Source organism: Microcoleus sp. LAD1_D3 (assembly GCF_036702135.1).
Classification (GTDB): domain Bacteria; phylum Cyanobacteriota; class Cyanobacteriia; order Cyanobacteriales; family Microcoleaceae; genus Microcoleus.
This window is the reverse complement of record NZ_JAUBSB010000010.1, coordinates 1-21192: the sequence shown is the minus strand read 5'-3', so window position 1 is coordinate 21192 and position 21192 is coordinate 1. Positions and strand designations below refer to the sequence as shown.

Genomic DNA, 21192 nt, shown 5'->3' with positions numbered 1-21192 from the left:
AGACGGGCAGAATGGGGAGAGGGAAAAAAGCTTCACGCTTGATTTATTCCCTCAACATCTATCCCTTACCGAACTTCTTAATTAAATTGAAGCCGCAAAGTGCGATCGCGAAACCAAAGCCAAAGCTTCAACCAAACTGCGAACAGCCGCGATCATCGCCACTTCGCTATTAAGTTGACTGACAGCAGAACCGACACCCACACCCGCAGCACCGGCTCCAATAGCGAGGGGTGCGGTGACGCTGGAGATGCCGGAAGCGCAGAGTACGGGGACTGATAAGGCACGGGAAATTTCAAAGGCTGCGGCCAAAGTAGGCGCTGCTTTTTCAATTAATCCCAATGTGCCAGCGTGAATTGGTTGGGAGCTGGTGCCACCTTCGGTTTGGATGATGTTAGCGCCAGCATTGACTAATTCAATTGCTAATTGCACTTGTTTGTCGAGTGCCAAAATGTGGGGAACTGTCACAGAAAGGGTGATGTTTGGAAATAGCGATCGAGTTTCGCGAGTCAACTCCAAAACTTCCTCAGCTTCAAAGCGGCGGCCTACTGCGTAGAAAGCATCAAAGTTACCTATTTCAATCAAATCAGCGCCAGCTTCTAGTGCAGGCACAAACTTTTCCGGTTCCACAGCAGATACACAAATTGGCAAATTTGTCAACTGTTTTGCCATCAATACCAAATCTCGATCGGCAGCAATATCGACAAAAGAAGCACCGCCGAGATCCGCTGCTTTGACGACAGCCGCAACGTTCGCGGCATCAAAATTATTTAAACCGCTGATAATTTTCAGGGCGCGACCTTGCTCAAAAGCGCGCTGCAATTTAGAATTTACACTCATCGTTAGTTTTCCAACTCAAAAAATTTCTTAGACTCATTTTGACACGGATTAGAACAAATTTTGATTTTTAATTCTTAATTTTTAATTACTTCCCGGCTGTCGAAATTTGTAAACATCTTTGATAACTTGTGCCCAGCCGTCAGAGAGAGATTCCAGAATCCGAGATCCTTTTTCTTTCGTCGCCGCCGTCGCATCGCCCAACACACCACTTTCAGTCAACTCTCGCGTCAGCCAAGCAAAAGGCAAATTGCCTTCCATACTCAGCAAACTGTCGATCGGCAAATTTTTCGGATATTCAGTAACAGCCAGTTCCATTTTCACCTGCGACGGCAAAATTGCCAACATCAAACTCGTTTCTGCATCACCCGCGTGAATCCCAAACTCCAACTCCTTAGCGGTTAATAATTCAGCAGCCACATTCTGAACCCGCCAAACAAACAGCGGAAAAACCGAAAAATCCTGATATTTTTGATGAATATCCCGCGCCGCAATTTCCATCACCTGCGGCTGTCCGCCGTGACCATTCATTAACACTAATTTCCGAAATCCAGCCTGATAAATACTGTCAGCAATTTCGCCGATTACTGCTAAAAGTGTCTGAGCAGTGAGCATAATTGTACCGGGAAAATGGCAGTGTTCGTTCGACTTGCCATAGTACAAAGGCGGCAAAGCGTAGGCGGGAATATTTGCGTCTAACTTGGCCAGCGCTTTGCCTGTCACCGCCGCGCTAATTGCCGCATCTACAATTAAAGGCAAATGAGGGCCGTGTTGTTCGATCGCACCTAGCGGCTGAATTATCACCGTATTTTCTTTATCCACCATAGACTGAATTTCTGTCCAAGTTAGATATGGAAAAAAGCGCGATTCTGGAATAAAATTGTGCATAAGGTGGCGATAAGAGTAAAATCAACCAAGGCAATCCACTAGCCTGAAAACTAAAAAGTAATTCCAAAGATAGATACCTAATTCTGTCTCTCGGTAGATGCTATAATTTATAGCGGATGATTTAATAGGGCGCTGATATACGCTCGCCAGCTCAGACCGAAAGACGTAGAGACGACTAATTGATGGAAGCTTGGCAAACCCCACAAACTAATTTAACCGACATTCCGATCGCCGAGGAACTGTCGCGCCGCATCCCTCGATCGCACGATCAAAAAGCAGAAAACCGAGCGCTGCAAACGCTGGCCCGACAATTGGCAACCTCACCCCACAGGCTGCTCAAAACACTGGTTGCGATCACTAAAGATTTGTGCGGCGCAGGAAGTGTCGGAGTCTGCTTACTAGAAGAAAATGCCAGTTCCGACCAAATATTTCGGTGGGTGGCATTGGCGGGCGCGTGGGAAGCCGCAGAAGATACAAACACACCCCGCAAATTGCGTTTGTCGGGAGCAGGTCTCGATCGCCAAACTCCCCAGCTTTACTTCGCTCCCGAACAATATTTTACCGACTTGCAACAGCTAGAATTGCCGATCGCCGAAGCGTTAGTCGTTCCGGTGCAAGCAGAAAATCAATCGCTGGGGGCAATATGGATTGTATCTCACGATGCCGATCGCCAATTCGATGCCGAAGACTTGCGGATCGCGATCGCCCTAGCAGACTTTGCCATTGTCGCCGTACAAATTGATCGCGCCGAGCGAACCAAAGAAGCCCTGCGAGAAAGCGAAGAACGCTGGCAGCTAGCCTTGCAGGCAAACAATGACGGCATTTGGGATCACAACCTGCAAACAAATTGCCATTTCCTGAGCGATCGCGGTTTAGAGATTTTGGAACGTCGGCCGGAAGAAGTCAAGGACTTCAGCCAATATTTGAGCTACATTCATCCCGATGATTTGGAGAGAATGCAAAGCAATTGGCAGCAGCACTTGGATCGAGAAACCTCACATTACTGCTGCGAGTACCGCATTCGCTGTTCCGACGGGCGCTACAAATGGATTTTAGCCAGAGGGCGAGCAATTTGGGACGAATCAGGCAATCCCGTGCGGGCCGTGGGCTCCTTCACAGATATCACCGATCGCAAACAAACTGAAATTGCCTTAAAACAAAGCGAAGAACGTTTGAGCGTCGCCATCGAAGGCTCAGGCATGGCAACCTGGGATTTTGACGTGCCAACAAGTCGAGTAATTTGGTCGGCGACCCATTTCAGCATTTTGGGCTGCGAACCAGTACCGGACGGGGAAGCAAGCGTGGCTGTGTGGGAAAACCGAGTGCATCCAGAAGACTTAAAGCAAGTCCTGCAGGCAGCGGAAACAGCTCGGCAAACACGATCGCTCTACTCCCCCGAATACCGCATCATCCGGGCCGACAACGGAGAAATCCGCTGGTTGAGAGCGTTCGGGCGCTATCTCTACGACACCGCAGGCGAAGCAGTGCGGTTTATCGGAGTATTATTTGATGCTACTGATCGCAAAATGGCCGAACTCGCCCTGCACAAGAGCGAGCAAACGGGGCGCCGTCAACTTCTAGAGATAGAGTGGCTCTACCAAACCACTCCCGTGGGTTTGGCAGTTTTAGACACAGATTTGCGGTACGTGCGGATCAACCAGCGGTTGGCCCAAACGAACGGCTTGCCCGTCGAAATGCACATCGGCAGCACCCTACGCGAAATTGTCCCCGACTTGGCAGACGCAGCCGAACCTTTGTTGCGCCACCTTCTCGAAACCGGAGAACCGAAGCGGAATTTAGAAATCAGCGGTGAAACCAAGGCTCAACCCGGTGTTGTTCGCACTTGGCTCCAGAATTGGTTGCCGCTCAAAGACACGGGCGGGGAAATTGTCGGGATTAATGTCGTGGTACAGGAAATTACCGATCGCAAAATGGCCGAACTCGCGTTGCAAGAAAGCAACAACCGCTTTGAGTTAGCTACAAGGGCGATCGACGGCATCGTGTTTGAGTGGGATTTGGCATCGAACTCAGTTTACCGTTCCGAGGGACTGTCCTCGATCGTCGGTGTCCGCCCAGAGGATGCACAGGCAACACCAGAGTGGTGGAGAGAACGCCTCCATCCCGTCGATTTGGCGCGCATCCAAGCCGGGGCGGAATCAATCTTTACTGGCGATCGCTACGAAGACGAGTACCGAGTCCGGCACGAAGACGGGCGCTGGATCGATGTTTGGGAACGCGGCTGTTTGATCCGCAACGAGCAAGGTGAAGTGACCAAAATAGTCGGCTTCACCAGCAACATTACCCAGCGAAAACAAGCAGAAGCAGCATTGCGAGATCGTGAAACCCACCTGCAGTTGATTTTCGACAGCGCCAAAGACTACGCCATCTTCACCATGGACACCGACGGACACGTTACCAGTTGGAACGCAGGCGCCCAGAGATTGCTGGGCTATACCCAAGCTGAAATCGTCGGGCAGCACGGACGAATCATCTTCACCCCAGAAGACTCAGCAGCCAGAATGCCGGAAGCAGAAATGCACAGCGCCCTGACTCAGGGAAAAGGAGAAAACGAGCGCTGGCACCTCCGCAAAGACGGCAGCCGCTTGTGGGGCAGCGGGCTGGTGATGCCCCTGCGCGACGCAGCCGGCGAGGTGCAAGGTTTCCTGAAAATCCTGCAGGACAAAACCGAGCGCCGGCAAATAGAAGAAGCACTGCGGCAAAGCGAAAATCTCTACCGCACCCTCGCCGATGGTCTCCCGGAATTAATGTGGATCAACACCGCCGACGGCAGGTTAGAGTTTTGCAACCAACACTGGAAAAGCTACACCGGCCTGATGCCAGAATTGCCGATGCCTGCGCCGGTGCTGCAATTATTTCATCCTGATGATCTGCCAACAGTTGTCGGCACGCGCACTCCTGCGATTGAAGCAGGGGAAGCCTACGAATTCGAGTGTCGGGTACGCAGGTTTGATGGTAATTACCGCTGGCATCTAGCGCGACTTGTGCCCGTCAAAAACAGGGGGGGAAAGGTTGTGCAATGGGCTGGTATCGGCATTGATATTGACGATCGCAAACGAGCAGAAGAAAGCTTAGCAGAAAGCGACCGCCGCTTTCGCTTCCTGGCTGAGTCACTGCCCCACATGATTTGGAACGTAGACTCCGGCGGGGAAATTCGCTTTACCAATCAACAAAAGTGGTCGGAATATCTGGGAATGTCTTACGAGGAAGCCGCTCAAAACAATTGGGAATCCCTAGTCCCGCCCTCGGATTTGGCAGAATCTTGGGCCCGCTGGGAAGAATGTCTAATCACTGGAGAAGTTTATCAACTTGAGCTGCGCCTGCGGCGGGCAGCAGACCAAATGGAACGCTGGCATTTGTCCCGCGCTCTGCCAATTCGCGACGCAGGAGGCCAGATTGTCGAGTGGATCGGCACAAACACCGATATTCACGATCGCAAACAAGCCCAACTCAACGAGCAGTTTCTCTCTGATCTCGAAATCCGCTTGCGCCAGGGCTCCAACCCCGCAGAAATGTTGGGCGAAGCCATGAACAGTCTGGGAGAATATTTAAAGGTCGATCGCTGCATCTGGCACGAAATTGATGTAGAAGCCGATCAGGCAATTGTTCACCAAGACTGGCACCAGCCCGACCTTGCCAGCGCCGTCGGCACCTATCAAATCTCAGACTTTAAGACGCAAGAACTGAAAGCCCTGTCTATGGCAGGTCAAATACTTGTCATCTCAGATATCGCTAATTACCCCCATACAGCGCATTTATTCGATAACTACAGTGCCGTTTGTATTCGTGCTTTGGTCGATGTTCCCTGCCTTCAGGAAGGGCGCTGGGTGGCTCTTTTGCTGGTGACATCAAAGGTGGTTCGGCACTGGCGACCGGATGAAGTTTGGCTGATGCAAGAAGTGGTGGCTCGCCTCTGGACGGTGATCCTGCACGCGGGAGCCCTGCATGAGCTGCACGAAAGCGAGGCTCGGTTCCGCGCTCTAGCTGACAACATCGCTCAGTTGGCCTGGATGACAGATGCTACTGGGGGGATTTTCTGGTATAACCAGCGCTGGTTTGACTACACGGGCACCACCCTAGAAGAAATGCAGGGCTGGGGCTGGCAAAAGGTGCACCACCCGGAACACCTCGATCGCGTTGTCGAAAAATTTAGGCGCTGCATTGAAACAGGGGAACTCTGGGAAGATACTTTCCCCTTGCGCGGCAAAGACGGATCGTACCGCTGGTTTCTCTCCCGCGCCGTGGCGATTCGCGACGATCGAGGCAAGGTGCTGCGCTGGTGTGGCACCAACACTGACATTACCGATCGAAAAGTTGCAGAAGTGGAACGGGAACGCCTTCTAGCGCGGGAAAAGGCAGCGCGGGAAGAAGCGGAACAGGCTAACCGCGTCAAAGACGAATTTTTGGCTGTTTTGTCCCACGAATTGCGGACTCCCTTAAACCCGATTATGGGCTGGGCGAAGCTCCTTCAATCGAACATTCTGACACCCCAAAAGCAGCGTTACGCCTTAGAGACGATCGAGCGCAACGCCAAACTGCAAACCCAGCTTATCGAAGATTTGCTCGACGTGTCGGGGATTCTGCAAGGTAAGGTCAGCTTGAATATTCTACCTGTGGATTTAGCTGAGGTGATCGGCGCTGCCATTGAAACGGTGCGTCTGGCGGCCCAAGTCAAGTCGATTCAAATCAGCACTCAATTTGCACCGAATCTCGGCTCGGTTTTGGGCGATGCGGGCAGACTTCAGCAGGTAGTCTGGAATTTGCTGTCAAATGCCGTCAAGTTCACCCCGCCGGGAGGCAAAATCGCAGTTGTTCTCCATCGGGTTGACAGGAACGCCCAAATTACTGTAACTGATACTGGAAAAGGTATCGAACCTGATTTTCTGCCCTATGTCTTCGACTACTTCCGGCAAGCTGACAGCACGATGACGCGCAAGTTTGGCGGATTGGGTTTAGGATTGGCGATCGTCCGCCATCTCGTCGAACTCCACGGCGGCACCGTGAAATCCGACAGTCCCGGCGAAGGAAAAGGTGCAACCTTGACCGTCTGGATACCCCTGATGCCCGTGCAATCTCAGACAAGTCTTGCAGCAACTGCGCCGCCGGAGCAATCCTTCGATTTGAGTGGTATCAGGGTGTTAGCGGTGGATGATGATGCCGATGCGCGAGATTTGGTGGTTTTTCTGCTTGAGGATTGTGGGGCAAGTGTTACAGCAGTTGCTAACGCCGCCGATGCCTTGGCTGTTTTAACCCAGTCTGTGCCGGATTTGCTGTTGAGCGATATTGGAATGCCCGATACCGACGGTTATATGTTGATGCGACAGGTTCGGGCTCTGGCGCCCCACAAAGGGGGACTGGTTCCGGCGATCGCCCTCACCGCTTATGCTGGAGAAATTAACTATCAGCAGGCCCTGGCTGCGGGGTTCCAGCGGCACCTTTCTAAGCCTTTAGATCCTGACAAGTTGGTGCAGGCGATTTTGGATTTGCTCGATCGTTCTGGGGGAAACATTTTTTAAGGTCTTTTTGTGTCTGAAAACTCTTTATTTAACGAACCGCGAAGACGCTAAGAACGCGAAGGAATAAAGGAAGAAGAAAAAAAGAAGTTAAGAATCTCAAGTCCGGTATTATCTGAGATATTGCACCCTTCTCAATCAGCGTTTTATTGACGGGCTAGGAGCAACGGCCCACCAGAAAATTCACTCTTTGTGGCACAGGGCGGAAAGCCTGTTCATGAAAATGGTGCAATATATCAGATGTAACCAATTTTATCGTGGTTCGATCGCGCATCTTCTCAAACAAAAAAACCCCACCGATGGAGGTTTTTTGATCATTATTGGTGCTGATCGGACAGGTTAAAACATCCTGTCCCTGCATCATGCCCACAGCCCTAAGACTCGATTCTTAGCGGTAGTCGGTGCGAACGGCGGGGTCACGATCGCCTGTTGTAGTTGTGTAACGGACATTTTCTTCGCGTTTTTTGGGTATCAAGCCCAACAAACCAGACAAGCCGAGCAATCCCAACCATCCCCAATCAAAATCGCGATCGGTCTCAGCATTGTAGACATCGGAGCGAGGAGTGGTGGTGGTTGTAGTGTTGTTAGTACCGCCAGTTGTACCGCCAGTTGTATCTGTCTGAGCTGAAGCAGGCAGATGAGCTGGTGCTATGGCTAAACCAGCAGCTATAATACCTGCACCGATTGCTTTGGATAAATCAGAACGTTTCATAATTCAAATGCTCTCTGTTGGCTAAAATCTTTAACTATCACAACTATATCGATTGGCTTTTAAAGTTAAATCCACCTCTAGCAGTAAAGATTGTTATGTTCCACGTATAACTAGAGATTGATATCAAATTTTTAGCAGGCGCACAAAATTAAAGATTGCTCGCGGAGGAACTCCGGCACTAGAAATCGCGGGTCTGACACCTCACTCGGTTGTGAGGCACTCCGGCACTCTCGACAACAGACAAGGTGTTGTTGACAAAAACAGGTAAACTCAGATATTGCACAGACAACAGTTGGAACTCGATCGACGGAGATCAAAACTTTTGGGTATAGAGTTACGCAGCTACGTATTTCTAGACAACTTGCAGCCGCAGCACGCAGCATACATCGGCACAATCGCCGCCGGATTCTTGCCGCTGCCGGGGGATGCGTCGCTGTGGATAGAAATCTCGCCCGGTATAGAAATTAACCGAATTACCGATGTCGCCCTCAAATCTGCCTCCGTGCGCCCAGGAGTGCAGATAGTCGAACGCTTGTACGGCCTTCTGGAAGTACACTCAAGTCAGCAGGGGGAAACCCGGGCCGCAGGCAAAGCAATTCTAGAATTCATCGGAGTCCGCAGAGAAGAAGGTATCAAACCGCGAGTCATTTCCAGTCAAATTATTCGCAACATTGACCCCCACCAAACACAATTAATCAACCGCACCCGCCGCGGACAGTTGCTGCTGGCGGGACAAACGCTTTACGTCTTAGAAGTAGAACCGGCAGCCTATGCAGCGCTGGCGGCTAATGAAGCAGAAAAAGGCGCATCTATTAACATCTTAGAGGTTCAAGCTGTAGGCAGTTTCGGACGGCTTTACCTCGGCGGCGCAGAACGAGATATTATAGCAGGTTCCCAGGCAGCAATTGCGGCGGTGGAAAACGTGACGGGTCGAGAAAATCCAGCAATTTTTGGCCGCAAGGAATAGCCGTTAAAGGAGATGTAATTATGGCAAACGCACAGCATTTAGCGCTGTTAAAAAAAGGTGCAGTTACTTGGATTGAATGGAGAAGTCTCAACCCAAATCTAGAACCGGATCTGGGCGAAGCTAACCTCCCCGAAGCAAATCTCAGAGGTGCTGATCTTTGGCGGTCTAACCTTTTTAAAGCAGACTTATTTAAGGCTAAATTAATTGCGGCAAACCTCGCTGAATGTAATCTTAGTTTAGCAAATCTTGCCGGAGCACAATTGCTCGAAGCTAATTTAATTAAAGCTAATTTAACTGGAACAAACCTCCGAGCTGCCGACATGAAGGGAGCTGATTTAAGCGGCGCTAATTTAATTGGGGCTGACCTCACCGCTGCCAATCTCCAACAAACCGATTTCGGAGATGCGAATTTAATCGGTGCGGTGATGTCGAGAGTTAATGCGATGGCCGCAAACTTCAACGGTGCTAATCTCAGTCAAGCCAATCTCACTCAAGCTGATTTGATTGAAGCACATTGCTATGCAGCTAATTTCTCTAAAGCTAACCTCGGTGAATCTCACTTCACTGGAGCATATCTTTTCCGGGCAAATCTCTGTTTTGCAGAGTTGAGCGCTGCCGATTTTCGGTGGGCAAACCTCGGCAAAGCTGATTTGAGAGGGGCGAATTTGACCCGGGCCAATCTCAGAGGAGCGAACTTGGCGGGAGCTAATCTGGGTGAAGCTTTTTTGAAAGGAACAATCATGCCTGACGGCAGCATTGTTTCATAAATATTGGATAATATTTAGTCCTGTAAAATAACCCCAATAGTTACAAAAATCCTATGGCGCGTTTACCGAAAGGATTGCCAAAAAGTAAATTTTTGGGGCGGGTTGAGACTTTCTCTCTAATACAAATCCGAGATGAGAGTAAACCCGCCGCGGCTCAAAACTCGCAACTGTCGATCGATTAATTTTTGCCAGGGGGCGATACTTGATAAAGTCCTCTAACGGGCCCTGGATCAGTCTGTGAACCTTCCTGCTGTGTTGGAAGTGTAAACTGATCTTGGAGTCCGCCGGGAGTAGCGAAACAGCCGCTTGGTTGAGGTGCTAGCTGGCAAGCTGCAGGCAGTGCCATGACTGAGGCATCGAACGGATTGACGGCATCTGGGACGCGGAGAATCGGATCGCTGGAAACTTGCCGCTGCATGACTCGTCGGTAGAAGCCGTTGACGCGACTGGCATCCCTCTCAATTTCTTTTTCGGGAAAGGCAACGACGCCGCTGGGGGAACCTATGCCTAAATAGTCGCCAAAGTAACCTTGCAAGCTGACGTTGTGGTAAAAGTCTCCTGAAGCTTCAAAGAATTGTCGGTTGAAGTCGTCGGCAATCGGGTGAAATCGCTCTGTTTGTGCTTGAGCTGGTTTGACGGATGCCATTGCGGCAGAGGCGACAGCGAGAATCAACGCGCCGCTCAGGCTTTTTAACTTTTGACTCATATATTTGGGCCTCCTTAATTAATTCCGATTCCAATATAAACTGATTATCGACGGATTATTTGTGTTTTTTACACGGTGTGAGTTATGAATGCTGCGGATTTAAAGGTGTTGCGCGATCGACTTCTAGATTTGTTGTGCGAGTTTGCCTATCGCGAAGGCGATTTTGTGCTGTCTTCGGGGCAGAAAAGTTCTTATTACATTAACTGCAAACCGGTGACTCTGCACGCTGAAGGTGCTTTGGCAACGGGACGTTTGCTGTTGTCGATGCTGTCGTCGGACGTGCAAGCTGTGGGCGGTTTGACTTTGGGCGCTGACCCGATTGTAACTGCTGTGAGTGTGGTTTCGGCTCTAGAAGGTCGATCGATTCCGGCGCTAATTGTCAGAAAGGAGACGAAGGGACACGGGACAATGGCGTATATTGAGGGGCCGCTGTTGCCCGATGGGACGAATGTGGCGGTTTTGGAGGATGTGGTGACGACGGGTAAGTCGGCGATGCAAGCGGTGGAACGGTTGCGGGCCGCTGGTTATAAAGTCGATCGCATTTTGTCGCTGATTGACAGAGAGCAAGGTGGTGCGGAGTTTTATCGCTCTGTTGGATTGGACTTTGAAACAGTTTTTACGATTAACGATCTTAAGGAATGGATTAGTAGCAAGAAATAGCAGTTTGTGCGATTTCCCTCGTTACCAGGTTCTACCTGGTAACGCAGATGCTTTCGCTCTGCCTCATGTTAAAAGTGGTGCAAGGTATCAATCTTAACCAGCCAGTTTCATGCTATGAAAACCATCCGTTTTATCTGGGCAATAGCGTCAGTATTAATGTAGTTAAAGCTGTTGCTCTAGAAGTTATTCATAATTGTTTATCCTCTGCAAAGCAAGTTCCTTTGAAAAATGCAGTTTAATCAGCATCAAGCAGCGAATTTATGGCTCTGGAGTTGAGGAAGTGCGATCGCCCGCACTCAATATCACATCCACACTGACTGTAAAATCAGGAAATGCGATCGGTGCAACCTCTTGACCAGGGTACAAGTTTAGTATTACACTATAACCGTTCAGCGTTGGCTGGCGGTAAACTTCCAAGCTGTTTTCCACTAAATTAACCAGCCAAACCTCTTGAATGAGCGATCGGGCATAAATAGGAATTTTGACATTTCTGTCATTATCCACTGTAGTGTCAGCTACCTCTACTAAAAGTAACACTTCTGAGGGAACTGGATGTGCTGTTTCGTAATCATCATCGCGAAATTGGAGCAATACCACATCAGGTTGCGGTTCAGTACGTTCGCTTAACTGAACAGGGTTTTGGACATCAACAATAACTCTATCTTCTGGTAATCGGTGAAAAAGTCGGTTAAGTCGTCTCACAGCAGTTGCGTGACGAGTTCCAATAGCAGCCATTTGAATAATTTCTCCTTCAATGAGTTCGACGCGCTCAGCTTCAGAAAGAATCGCTGTCTCACCCATTAAATGATATTCTTTCACCGTAAAAAGGCGTTTTTGAAGTTGAACGGACATCGCAATTCTCCTTTTCGGTAACTCCTTTTAATATAACCTTAAGTAAGGTGCGGCATCAGCACCCTAGTTTTGGGCGAGCAGGATGCCCGCCCCACAAAAAACGAAACAGCTTTACGATTAAGTAAGGTGCGCCATCAGCACCTTAAGAATTAATCCAATTAGCTTTGGGCTACAGGTTCCTTAGCCAAAAACTTCTCTAATTCCGTCAAAGCATCGGCATCAACCTTAGTCTGCATCGGACAGAACTTAGGCCCGCACATTGAACAGAATTCAGCAGTTTTGTAGATATCCGCCGGCAAAGTTTCGTCGTGATATTCCTTTGCGCGTTCTGGATCTAATGACAGCTCAAATTGACGGTTCCAATCGAAATTGTAACGCGCTTTCGAGAGTTCATCATCGCGATCGCGCGCACCCGGACGGCCCCGTGCAATATCTGCCGCGTGAGCCGCGATTTTGTAAGCAATCAGCCCGTTTCGGACATCCTCAGCATTCGGCAATCCTAAGTGTTCCTTCGGCGTCACGTAACAAAGCATTGCAGTACCGTACCAACCAGCCATCGCCGCCCCAATAGCTGAGGTAATGTGGTCGTATCCAGGTGCAATATCTGTCACCAACGGCCCCAAAACATAGAAGGGCGCTTCCGAACATTCCTCCATTTGTTTTTTGACATTAAACTCAATTTGATCCATCGGAACGTGACCGGGCCCTTCCACCATTACCTGCACGTCATGTTCCCAAGCTTTGCGAGTTAATTGTCCCAAAGTTTTGAGTTCAGCTAATTGAGCATCATCCGACGCATCGTGAGTGCAACCGGGGCGGAGGGAATCTCCCAAACTAAACGAAACATCGTATTTTTTGAAGATTTCAATGATGTCGTTAAAGTGAGTGTAGAGGGGATTTTGTTTGTGGTGATGCAGCATCCACCGCGCCAAAATGCCACCGCCGCGAGAGACGATTCCAGTTAGCCGATTTTTCACCAACGGCAAATGCTCAATCAAAATTCCGGCGTGAATAGTTTGGTAATCAACACCTTGTTGAGCGTGTTTGTCAATGATGTGAAGAAAGTCATTCGGCGTCAGACTTTCCATATTACCATGAACGCTTTCTAAAGCTTGGTAAATTGGTACAGTACCGATCGGCACCGGTGAAGCTTTGATAATTGTAGTGCGAATTTCATCCAAATTCCCGCCGCCGGTGGACAAGTCCATCACGGTATCAGCGCCGTATTTCACTGCTAGTTTAAGCTTGTCAACTTCTTCTTCCATATTGGAAGAGTTGGGAGATGCACCGATATTAGCATTGACTTTGCATTTAGAGGCAATGCCGATCGCCATCGGTTCCAAATTCGGGTGGTTGATGTTAGCGGGAATAATCATCCGTCCCCGCGCAACTTCGGCGCGGATAAGTTCTGGCGGGAGATTTTCTCGCTTAGCAACAAAGTGCATTTCCTCAGTAATTACACCTTGACGGGCGTAGTGCATTTGAGATACATTGCTTTGCCCCTGACGCTTAGCGATCCATTCGGTACGCATATTTAATTTCCTTGATAAACAGCTTCCCTCCGCTGGTATTACCCAGACTCAGGTTCTAAGGGTGTTTTCTCAGCCCGGATATTCGGGCACCCCTAGCTAAGCTGTTGATTGTATCACCGATTTCTGTGCGCCACGGCAGCAACTAAGGAAATCTTAATATTGAGAGATAGATGAGGGGAGCGATCGCCCTTTTGGGGCTTCTGATCTTTCTGCTGTTTAAAAAGTGCGATTGTACCCCATTTAACCCTCTAAAAACAATCACACCTCATCAGGATTAATCCCCATTTCGCGCAATTTTGCTGCTAGGCGATCGGCCCGTTGTTTTTCTTCTTCAGCGCGAAGGTGTTCTTCTCCAGCGCCAAGGCGTTCTCGTTCCGCCCGCAGGTTTTCTTGTTGAGCACGTTCCTCCCCAATTAACAACAAATTCCCTTCACTATCCCACCAATGCAACCAAGGCAAATTCATCTCATCATATTCACCTGGCCAAATTCCCAACTCAACTCCAAGCTGAGGAATCGGATAGTGACCTCGCTCATTTGCACTCATTAGCTGATAGCGATTATCCTCTAAATGATACATTTCTACAGCAGCTTTTTTCACTTCATAAATGCCGTAGTAAGGCACGCGAATCGCCTGTTCGTAAACCCAAAATTTGCCCACCTTTTGTTCTTCGGCTTGACCTGGTTCGGGCGGCGGCGTTTTATCTCGCTCTTCTGCACCATTCCCCGACACAAATTCCAGTACAATCACCGGTGCAACGTATTCTTTCCACAATACATAAGAACGTCGCACCTCACCATTTAATAGTGGGGGAACATTCGGCACATAAAACCAATCGGGCGCTTCGGCACCGCGTTCGAGAGGGTCAGTTAAACGCCAATAAATCCCGCAACCTCGTCCTGACTACTAAGTAAGTCGGTGGGAAAGTTTATAACAACTATGTAACAAAAAATTCAGTAACCAGCTCGGAGCTAAATTTAATGCGTATTGTAGGGTAGTTTCCTTTTTTTCCTCTAGCTTCTACCCCATTAATTACGGCATAAGCCAGCTCTAATTCATCCTCAAACATTTGTCCTGCCAGCTCGTCTTTTTTGATATGTTGCCACTCCAATTCTATCGGATTCATTTCTGAACAATATTTGGCCAATAAAAAGATATATAAACCCTGGCTTTCCCACTTCGACCATAATTGTTGAACTTCATGACATCGATGTATCGGGCCATTATCCTGTACTATTACTCTGATTCGTTTACTATGAGCGGCTGACTCGGCTTCTGCTTCCATCATTCTGATATAAGCTTTTCGCTCTACACCCCCTATTACTAAACCGTAAACACAGCTTGATTCTTGTTGAAAAAGTCCTACAATACTTAATCTCCGACCACGCCTCTTCGTTTGTTCTAGCCGTTTTTGCTGTCCTCGTTTGTAATAAGTGTAACTCGGTTCGCTTGGGAGCACAAAATCCTGATTCATCTAAATATTTTAAGTCGATTTCTCCCGCAGCAGCAGCCCATTCCAGCATATCTAGGTCTGAAGAGTTTAATTTGACGTACTACGGCTTCTTGTTTTCCTTTGTGACTCTTCCTCGCTCGTTTCCAAATAAACCCTTTTTTTTTAGTATCCGTCTTAATCGGTCGGGGCTTAGTTTAATAGAACGCTCTTTTTCTAATTTCTGAGCTAGTTGAACACTGTTGTATGTACGTGGTTCATTTTTGAGGCATTCTGTTAAAAACTCTATAGCCTTTCTCAGAAAGATGAGGTATGATGTTACTGACACTTATTCATGAGGGTCAAACAGAGAACACACTTCTGGAATGAACTATAATTATATGGTTCAGTAAAGCCACGCGAAAGCGATATCACACATAATAGCATTTTTCTGACAGCACGATCTGGTTGACTTACAACACGTTTACTTGTACCAAACTTCATACATTGTTAAAAATGAAAACTTATTCGATTGATTTTAGGCAAAAAATCCTTGATACTTATCATACTGAACCGATTTCACAAAAAGCAATAGCTAAGCGTTTTTCTGTAGCCCTCAGCTTTGTACAAAAATTGCTTAAACAATATCGTGAAACAAAAAACATTACTCCCCGAACTCACCGATGTGGAGTCAAAGGCAAACTGAATGCAGAGCAACTACTCATATTGGGGGAATTGATTGAATTAAACAATGATGCTACTCTTGAAGAACTTCGTTATTTACTTTATGGGAAAATTGGATTTTCCGTTAGTAGAGCGACAATAGCAAGAATGATAAAACTCTTAGATATTACTGTCAAAAAAAAACTCTCTTCCCCTCGGACAAAGGCACCGACCGAGTTCAAATCCTGCGATGTGAGTTCTGGCAAAAAATAAAAGAGTAAGGTTTGAAAGACTTAATATTCATTGACGAATCTGGAGTTAATTTAGCAATGGTTAGGTTATATGCTAGAGCTTTGAAAGGTCAAAGAGCCCGGGGGCCAAAACCAACTAAACGTGGCAAAAATGTCTCAATAATTGGAGCAATGTCAGTCAAGGAAATTTTGACATCGGTTAATCTAATAGGCGGAACTGATGCAATTACATTTGAAGCTTTTATTATCAGAAAACTTGTGCCAAAATTATGGAAAGGTGCTTGTGTAGTCATGGATAATTGTCCCATTCACTTGGGAGAAGAAGTGAAAAAAGCGATCGAAAAAAAAGGGGCAAAATTAATATACTTATCTCCTTATTCACCAGATTTTTCACCAATTGAGAATCTCTGGTCAAAGCTTAAAATTATTCTCCGTTCTATCAAGACTACTAATTATCAAGAATTAGCCAAAGCCATAGAGTGGGCGTTCAGTCAAGTTACATCATCAAATATTTTTAACTGGTTTACACACTGCTGTTATTGTACCTCATCTTTCTGAGAAAGGCTATATGTCTTCTTCTTTCCACTTCGGTTTGCCTCCTCGACCCGGTACTTCCCAAAGCCCTTCCCTGCCTAGTTTTTGCCATCTATGTAAAACCTCCCTTACTGTTTGTGGGGTCCAATTAAAGTGAGCCGCTATTTTTTCAACGTACCAGCCACCTGCATTTAATCTAATTACTTCTGCTCGGTCTTTGACTTTTTGGGGAACATCCGTAGTTCTCAGTTTTAATAGGGTTTTATCTTGCTCTTGACTGAGAAATACCCTTAATCTAGCGCCCATATATTGAGTTACCTCAGTAGACCTATTCTCTCTCTTTACTTATTTTAACATAGTTTGCTTTTTTCTCACCGACTTACTTATTCTATTTCACAGGAAGTGCGATCGACCCTAATTTTCCCAAAACAACATTGCTAAACTGTAAATAGACTTAAGTCAAGGAGTGACATCAATGCCATCTCCCTTTCCCGGTATGGATCCGTATTTAGAGCATCCCGACTTTTGGCCTGGGATACATAACTTGCTGATTAGTGAAATTTTCCGGTTTTTATCTCCCCAACTGTGTCCTAAGTATTTAGTGTCGCTGGAAGTCAGAATCTATGAAACGGCTGACGACGATTTATCAGTCATTGACATTCCCGACGTAACTGTAATGCAACCACAAACTGCAACAAAAACAACAGCATCAAACATAGCAGTTGCAGCACCGCCTACACAACCATTAACAGTAATTATTCCCATGCCCTACACGGTTCGGGAAGGCTATTTAGAAATTAGAGAAAGAGAAACCAAAGAATTGATAACAGTTATTGAAATTCTCTCGCCTAGCAATAAGCGCACAGGAAAAGGACGACAAATGTACGAAGAAAAGCGAGAAGAAATTTTATCTGGTCGCACTCATTTAATTGAAATAGATTTATTGCGGCGCGGTCGAAAAATGCCAGTTATTGGCAATGACATTGAAAGCCACTATAGCGTTTTGGTGTGTCGGGAAATCGCCGTCCCAGAGCAGATTTGTACGCTTTTAACGTGCAGAACCCGCTGCCTGCCTTTCCTTTACCGCTGCGATCGGGCGATACCGAACCAGTCATAAACTTGCAGGAATTATTCACTCAAATTTACGACATAGCAAGTTACGACCTCAAGATAGATTATCGCAACTGGGAAGTCATACCACCGCTGTCAGAAGCCGATACAATTTGGGCAGATGCTTGGTTGCGCGATCGAGGATTGCGAGATTAATTTGGTATCAAGCTGGCACGCTGCTACCTTATCTTGAAGCTCTTCACCTTCCAATGCTTCATGGTTACTCACCCACATTGTCAATCCTCATCCGATGAAATATCACGTCAGCATCGATGGCATCTCCTCGATCCGCCACCTCAATGTAGTAATATCGATCGCCCCCTTTGGCAGTATGAATTTTTATTGGAATAGTGTTCTGTGAGGTTGTTATGCCGTCGCCAATATCTCACGGCTGAATCAAGTTTTGTTCCGACTTACGGTAGCGGGCAATCAACCAGCGATGTTTAAGGGATGGATACAACAACATAGCTGCAAGAGGCAGTCCCGATCCCCCCAACGTTAGCAAAGTATAGACATTTATAAAGCCGACTACAAATCCCATACCTAAAGCAATTCCCAGCACTGTGCTTAGTGCTGACAGCGTTAACACAAAGCGATCGAGTGTGATTTCTCTCCAAAAGTCACGATCCAGAAGATGAATAACAATTATATCCACCCAAACTCCAAACGCGGCTCCAAGCATTGCACCTGAGAACGCGCCAAAAATCAGCGCGAAAAAGGCAACAGAGAAACTGTGAGTCATATATATCGCCAGTCCCGTAAAAGTTAAGCCTATACCGCCCCCTATCCAACTCCATGCTTTAATTCCAAGGTGTCCTCCTGTCCCCCAAATAGTTGCTACTGTGGCAACAGCTAGAGCAATAATTCCTATAGCTGTTTGAGACCAACCTAAATTACCGATGACTATAGTTGTTATTACTGTTGAAAATATTAACAATACTGCCATGCTTTTGTAGGGAGGTTTCTTAACATCAATTGGCAAAGGTGCTGTCTGAACCCTGATAGTTACATCATGTGTTTCTGGTGAGGCATTTGTATGTAAAAGAAGATGACGCTCGTAATGTTTATCTGCTGCCAGGAGGGAAGTATCTACGGTAATTTCACATTTTACTAAATTCTCCTTAAAACTAGCAGGTGAGAAGGAAATCCAAGCATGGGAATCTGGAGTATGTGGTGGATCTTGAAGATGAGGAGCTACTTCCCAACTTCCCTCTAGCAAAGTGTCAGGCATTAAGTTGCGAAAGTGAATTTTTTGGGTGATTTTTTCACCTAAACGAGTTGCTCGGAAAACCAGAGAATTTGTATTTAAGCTGACTTCTGGTACTCGAAAGACATACAAGGATTTAAGGTCTTCCAAAGCTGTAACAGCATTTGGATAGCGATCTCTTAGCCTGGGTTGCACCATCTTTTCCAACCAGCTAACAAATCGTAAACTTAGCTGTGGGATTAGCTGGCTGAACCGAATAAGATAGGGGTCATCCTCGTCCGTTAAGTCCTGAAGTGCTGTTGAGGGCGTACCTGTAAGTAAACAAATCAAGGTTGCTCCCAACCCATATAAGTCAGAGGCTTCTGTAGGTTTCCGTAACTGTTCGGGGGGAATAAAACCGGGCGTTCCCTTGAAAACGCTACTGCCAGATACTTCCTGACTGCCAATTCGCGCAAACCCAAAATCGATCAGATAAACCCTGAGTAGATCGTCCACCAGTATATTTTCTGGTTTAATATCTCGATGGATGACTGGCGGAATTCGATTTTGCAAATAAACTAAAATCTCTAGCACCGATACAGCAATTTGCTTGATTTCTTCGGGTTCAAAACTGCGTAACACTCCTAAAGATGGTGCATCGATATACTCCTGCACCATACAGAAACCATCCGACGTGGAAAACCCTCCTAAGTAGCGAGGAATACCAGGATGGTTGAGTCCTTGCAAAACCTGAATCTCTCGTTCATGAACACTAAAAGCTGACCAGTCAGAACCAGATTGAGCAAAACAAAACTGCTTGACAACCACTTGCTGTTTTATATCAGTAGTATCAATAGTTGAGGCAAGCCAGGTAATTCGTCCCCCTTCTCGATTACGTCCTAGTTCGCGGATCACCTCATATCCTTGGTAAGATAAATCAGGATAATGGTTCATCAGTATCTCCTAAATAATCAAAATACTATTTATTCCTGAATGTTATTGGAATAAGTAACAAAACTCTAATTATTTGCGGGCGATTCCTCTGTCGGCTTCCTAGTAACTTAATGGTTGATATTAACAACAAATAGCTTTCAACCGCTACTTAACAGCTAAACATCTTGGCTTTGCATCAACCGCTGCTTCAAACGCGCCGGATCTCCCCGATCGACCACTTGGCCCTTTTCCAACAAAAAAGCCCCATCACAATAATTCAACTCATCCAAACGGTGAGTCACCCACAAAGCCGTAATCCCGCGATTTTTCACCAACCGCTGCACCGCCGCCACCAAATCCAACTGAGAATCAGGATCTAACAAAGCCGTCGGTTCATCCAACAGCAAAATTTCGCAGTGACGGGCGATCGCCCCAGCAAGAGCAATTCGCTGCTTCTGGCCCCCACTCAAAGCATAAATCGGCCGCCGCTGCAAATCCAGCAAATTCACAGCCTCCAAAGCCTCCGCCACCCTCTCCCGCACCTGAACGTTAGAAAGCTTTTCCTCCACCAAACCAAAAGCCACATCCGCACCCACCGTCGGCATCACCAATTGGTGGTCGGGGTTTTGGAACACAAAACCCACCCGCCCGCCCAGGTCAATTTCTCCCGACTGGGGGTGCAGCAGCCCAGCCATCAGCCTCAACAGCGTAGACTTGCCGCTGCCGTTAGTGCCCAAAAGCATCCAAAACTCGCCCTTGGGTACATCCAGAGAGCAACCTTGCAACACTCGATCGCCCGACGGCCAGCAAAAACCCAAATCCCGCACAGCAACGGCTGACTGGCTCATATCGGCACCAACACCCCCAGCCCTCATTCTGCCGCCGACATCGAGACAAAACCCGGGGATCTGCCTGTAGATGACGCCCCCGATTTCTGAGAAACCACCACCCCAGAAATCTCGCTGCTGAGCACAGCCACCTTTTTCTCAGGATTTTTCTCGCAAGTTAGTTCCAAAATTTGCGGTTGGGAGTTGCGAATTGCCTCTAAAACCTGCTGGTAAACAGTCTCAGCGTCCTCCTGCAACTTCCGCTGCACCGACAGCGATACCGGGGTGTTCTTCACAATGATGTCAATGCTGAACATATAGTCTTAAAAACCTAAATCTGGAGCTCTATCCTCAGTATATATATAGGACTTACCCAAGGAAACGCAGTTTCTTAGAAAAATAAGAGGTTGAGGCCGATATATCTACGAAGCCACCGGGCTTCTGAGGCAAAGCGCAAAGACTCCTATAGAGTAGAAATTCCCAAATGCAGGGCAAGGACTTCGGGGGCTTCGAGGGCTTCGGGGACTTCGGGGACTTCCGACAAGTCAAGATCCGGAAGTTTTTTAATAAAAACTTGCTCTTGTAAAGAATTACCTCTATAATCGTTAATACGGTAAAGAAAAGTAAACTCTGTTCATAATCCAACTTGTTTTCTGCTAGGCAGAGGCAACGGTTAGAGACTAATGACTAGAGGCAGATCCGTTGTAATTATATCCATTTGGAGATTTGCGTAAATGACAATCGCAGTCGGACGCGCCCAGACCGAAAGAGGCATATTTGATGTCCTCGACGACTGGCTCAAACGCGATC

15 protein-coding genes, 3 pseudogenes and 1 riboswitch are annotated in these 21192 nt (G+C 47.4%); of the genes and pseudogenes, 6 read left to right on the top strand and 12 right to left on the bottom strand.

The features are described from left to right. Positions 1 to 81: 81 nt before the first annotated feature. Both QUA74_RS08200 and QUA74_RS08195 read right to left on the bottom strand, forming a co-directional pair. Positions 82 to 837: a DUF561 domain-containing protein gene (locus QUA74_RS08200; protein WP_333326873.1), complete on the bottom strand. Its 756-nt coding sequence runs from the start codon at positions 835 to 837 to the stop codon at positions 82 to 84. An 81-nt stretch (positions 838 to 918) separates the two neighbouring features. Continuing rightward, positions 919 to 1722, bottom strand: coding sequence for a creatininase family protein (locus QUA74_RS08195; protein ID WP_333326871.1), 804 nt, complete (start codon positions 1720 to 1722; stop codon positions 919 to 921). Between the two features lie 182 nt (positions 1723 to 1904). Between QUA74_RS08195 and QUA74_RS08190 the strand changes: the two genes are divergently transcribed. After that, the gene (locus QUA74_RS08190; RefSeq protein WP_333326869.1) at positions 1905 to 7256 is read left to right on the top strand and encodes a PAS domain S-box protein; all 5352 of its coding nucleotides are present in this window, start codon (positions 1905 to 1907) and stop codon (positions 7254 to 7256) included. 385 nt (positions 7257 to 7641) lie between these two features. Here the strand turns inward: QUA74_RS08190 and QUA74_RS08185 are convergent, their stop codons facing one another. Then, positions 7642 to 7965, bottom strand: coding sequence for a WGxxGxxG family protein (locus QUA74_RS08185; protein ID WP_333326867.1), 324 nt, complete (start codon positions 7963 to 7965; stop codon positions 7642 to 7644). 322 nt (positions 7966 to 8287) lie between these two features. On the opposite strand from QUA74_RS08185, the gene QUA74_RS08180 reads away from it, so the two are divergent. Together QUA74_RS08180 and QUA74_RS08175 are read left to right on the top strand one after the other, a co-directional pair. Then, positions 8288 to 8932 (top strand): hypothetical protein, encoded by a 645-nt coding sequence (locus tag QUA74_RS08180; protein ID WP_333326865.1) that lies wholly within the window; start codon positions 8288 to 8290, stop codon positions 8930 to 8932. Between the two features lie 20 nt (positions 8933 to 8952). Then, positions 8953 to 9699 (top strand): pentapeptide repeat-containing protein, encoded by a 747-nt coding sequence (locus QUA74_RS08175; RefSeq protein ID WP_333326863.1) that lies wholly within the window; start codon positions 8953 to 8955, stop codon positions 9697 to 9699. 178 nt (positions 9700 to 9877) lie between these two features. Here the strand turns inward: QUA74_RS08175 and QUA74_RS08170 are convergent, their stop codons facing one another. After that, positions 9878 to 10405 carry a hypothetical protein gene (locus QUA74_RS08170; protein WP_333326861.1) on the bottom strand — a complete coding sequence of 176 codons (528 nt, stop codon included), beginning with the start codon at positions 10403 to 10405 and terminating at the stop codon, positions 9878 to 9880. 84 nt (positions 10406 to 10489) lie between these two features. Between QUA74_RS08170 and pyrE the strand changes: the two genes are divergently transcribed. Continuing rightward, a complete protein-coding gene (gene pyrE, locus QUA74_RS08165) occupies positions 10490 to 11065 on the top strand; it encodes an orotate phosphoribosyltransferase (RefSeq protein WP_333326859.1) in 576 nt (191 codons plus the stop codon). 258 nt (positions 11066 to 11323) lie between these two features. Here the strand turns inward: pyrE and QUA74_RS08160 are convergent, their stop codons facing one another. The 4 genes and pseudogenes from QUA74_RS08160 to QUA74_RS08145 all read right to left on the bottom strand — a co-directional run bounded on the left by QUA74_RS08160 (position 11324) and on the right by QUA74_RS08145 (position 14923). After that, positions 11324 to 11917: a Uma2 family endonuclease gene (locus QUA74_RS08160; protein ID WP_333326857.1), complete on the bottom strand. Its 594-nt coding sequence runs from the start codon at positions 11915 to 11917 to the stop codon at positions 11324 to 11326. 158 nt (positions 11918 to 12075) lie between these two features. Next, positions 12076 to 13449, bottom strand: a complete 1374-nt coding sequence (thiC, locus tag QUA74_RS08155; RefSeq protein WP_333102218.1) for a phosphomethylpyrimidine synthase ThiC — start codon at positions 13447 to 13449, stop codon at positions 12076 to 12078. A gap of 7 nt (positions 13450 to 13456) precedes the next feature. After that, a riboswitch (TPP riboswitch) is annotated at positions 13457 to 13553 on the bottom strand. Between the two features lie 154 nt (positions 13554 to 13707). Then, positions 13708 to 14349, bottom strand: a pseudogene (locus QUA74_RS08150) (Uma2 family endonuclease); the annotation flags it as partial. A 37-nt stretch (positions 14350 to 14386) separates the two neighbouring features. After that, positions 14387 to 14923 carry a transposase gene (locus QUA74_RS08145; protein ID WP_333326855.1) on the bottom strand — a complete coding sequence of 179 codons (537 nt, stop codon included), beginning with the start codon at positions 14921 to 14923 and terminating at the stop codon, positions 14387 to 14389. Positions 14924 to 15394: 471 nt separating this feature from the next. Here QUA74_RS08145 and QUA74_RS08140 point away from each other — a divergent pair. After that, positions 15395 to 16350, top strand: a pseudogene (locus QUA74_RS08140) (IS630 family transposase). 6 nt (positions 16351 to 16356) lie between these two features. Here QUA74_RS08140 and QUA74_RS08135 read toward each other — a convergent pair. Further along, complete coding sequence (locus tag QUA74_RS08135) at positions 16357 to 16632, bottom strand: helix-turn-helix domain-containing protein (protein ID WP_333326853.1); 276 nt, start codon at positions 16630 to 16632, stop codon at positions 16357 to 16359. Between the two features lie 169 nt (positions 16633 to 16801). On the opposite strand from QUA74_RS08135, the pseudogene QUA74_RS08130 reads away from it, so the two are divergent. Next, positions 16802 to 17592: pseudogene (locus QUA74_RS08130) on the top strand (DUF4058 family protein). A gap of 229 nt (positions 17593 to 17821) precedes the next feature. On the opposite strand, the gene QUA74_RS08125 reads toward QUA74_RS08130, so the two are convergent. The 3 genes from QUA74_RS08125 to QUA74_RS08115 form a co-directional block, all read right to left on the bottom strand. Next, a complete protein-coding gene (locus QUA74_RS08125; protein WP_333326851.1) occupies positions 17822 to 19576 on the bottom strand; it encodes a protein kinase domain-containing protein in 1755 nt (584 codons plus the stop codon). A gap of 155 nt (positions 19577 to 19731) precedes the next feature. Continuing rightward, positions 19732 to 20403: an energy-coupling factor ABC transporter ATP-binding protein gene (locus QUA74_RS08120; RefSeq protein ID WP_281363590.1), complete on the bottom strand. Its 672-nt coding sequence runs from the start codon at positions 20401 to 20403 to the stop codon at positions 19732 to 19734. A gap of 23 nt (positions 20404 to 20426) precedes the next feature. Further along, a complete protein-coding gene (locus tag QUA74_RS08115) occupies positions 20427 to 20699 on the bottom strand; it encodes a hypothetical protein (RefSeq protein WP_333326849.1) in 273 nt (90 codons plus the stop codon). Positions 20700 to 21192: the final 493 nt, after the last annotated feature.

Coding starts and splice junctions, on each gene's coding strand:
- QUA74_RS08115 (WP_333326849.1), bottom strand. CDS start 20,699: ATGTTCAGCATTGACATCATTGTGAAGAACACCCCGGTATCGCTGTCG.
- QUA74_RS08190 (WP_333326869.1), top strand. CDS start 1,905: ATGGAAGCTTGGCAAACCCCACAAACTAATTTAACCGACATTCCGATC.
- QUA74_RS08135 (WP_333326853.1), bottom strand. CDS start 16,632: ATGGGCGCTAGATTAAGGGTATTTCTCAGTCAAGAGCAAGATAAAACC.
- QUA74_RS08175 (WP_333326863.1), top strand. CDS start 8,953: ATGGCAAACGCACAGCATTTAGCGCTGTTAAAAAAAGGTGCAGTTACT.
- QUA74_RS08200 (WP_333326873.1), bottom strand. CDS start 837: ATGAGTGTAAATTCTAAATTGCAGCGCGCTTTTGAGCAAGGTCGCGCC.
- QUA74_RS08195 (WP_333326871.1), bottom strand. CDS start 1,722: ATGCACAATTTTATTCCAGAATCGCGCTTTTTTCCATATCTAACTTGG.
- pyrE (WP_333326859.1), top strand. CDS start 10,490: ATGAATGCTGCGGATTTAAAGGTGTTGCGCGATCGACTTCTAGATTTG.
- QUA74_RS08160 (WP_333326857.1), bottom strand. CDS start 11,917: ATGTCCGTTCAACTTCAAAAACGCCTTTTTACGGTGAAAGAATATCAT.
- QUA74_RS08145 (WP_333326855.1), bottom strand. CDS start 14,923: ATGAATCAGGATTTTGTGCTCCCAAGCGAACCGAGTTACACTTATTAC.
- QUA74_RS08170 (WP_333326861.1), bottom strand. CDS start 10,405: ATGAGTCAAAAGTTAAAAAGCCTGAGCGGCGCGTTGATTCTCGCTGTC.
- thiC (WP_333102218.1), bottom strand. CDS start 13,449: ATGCGTACCGAATGGATCGCTAAGCGTCAGGGGCAAAGCAATGTATCT.
- QUA74_RS08125 (WP_333326851.1), bottom strand. CDS start 19,576: ATGAACCATTATCCTGATTTATCTTACCAAGGATATGAGGTGATCCGC.
- QUA74_RS08120 (WP_281363590.1), bottom strand. CDS start 20,403: ATGAGCCAGTCAGCCGTTGCTGTGCGGGATTTGGGTTTTTGCTGGCCG.
- QUA74_RS08185 (WP_333326867.1), bottom strand. CDS start 7,965: ATGAAACGTTCTGATTTATCCAAAGCAATCGGTGCAGGTATTATAGCT.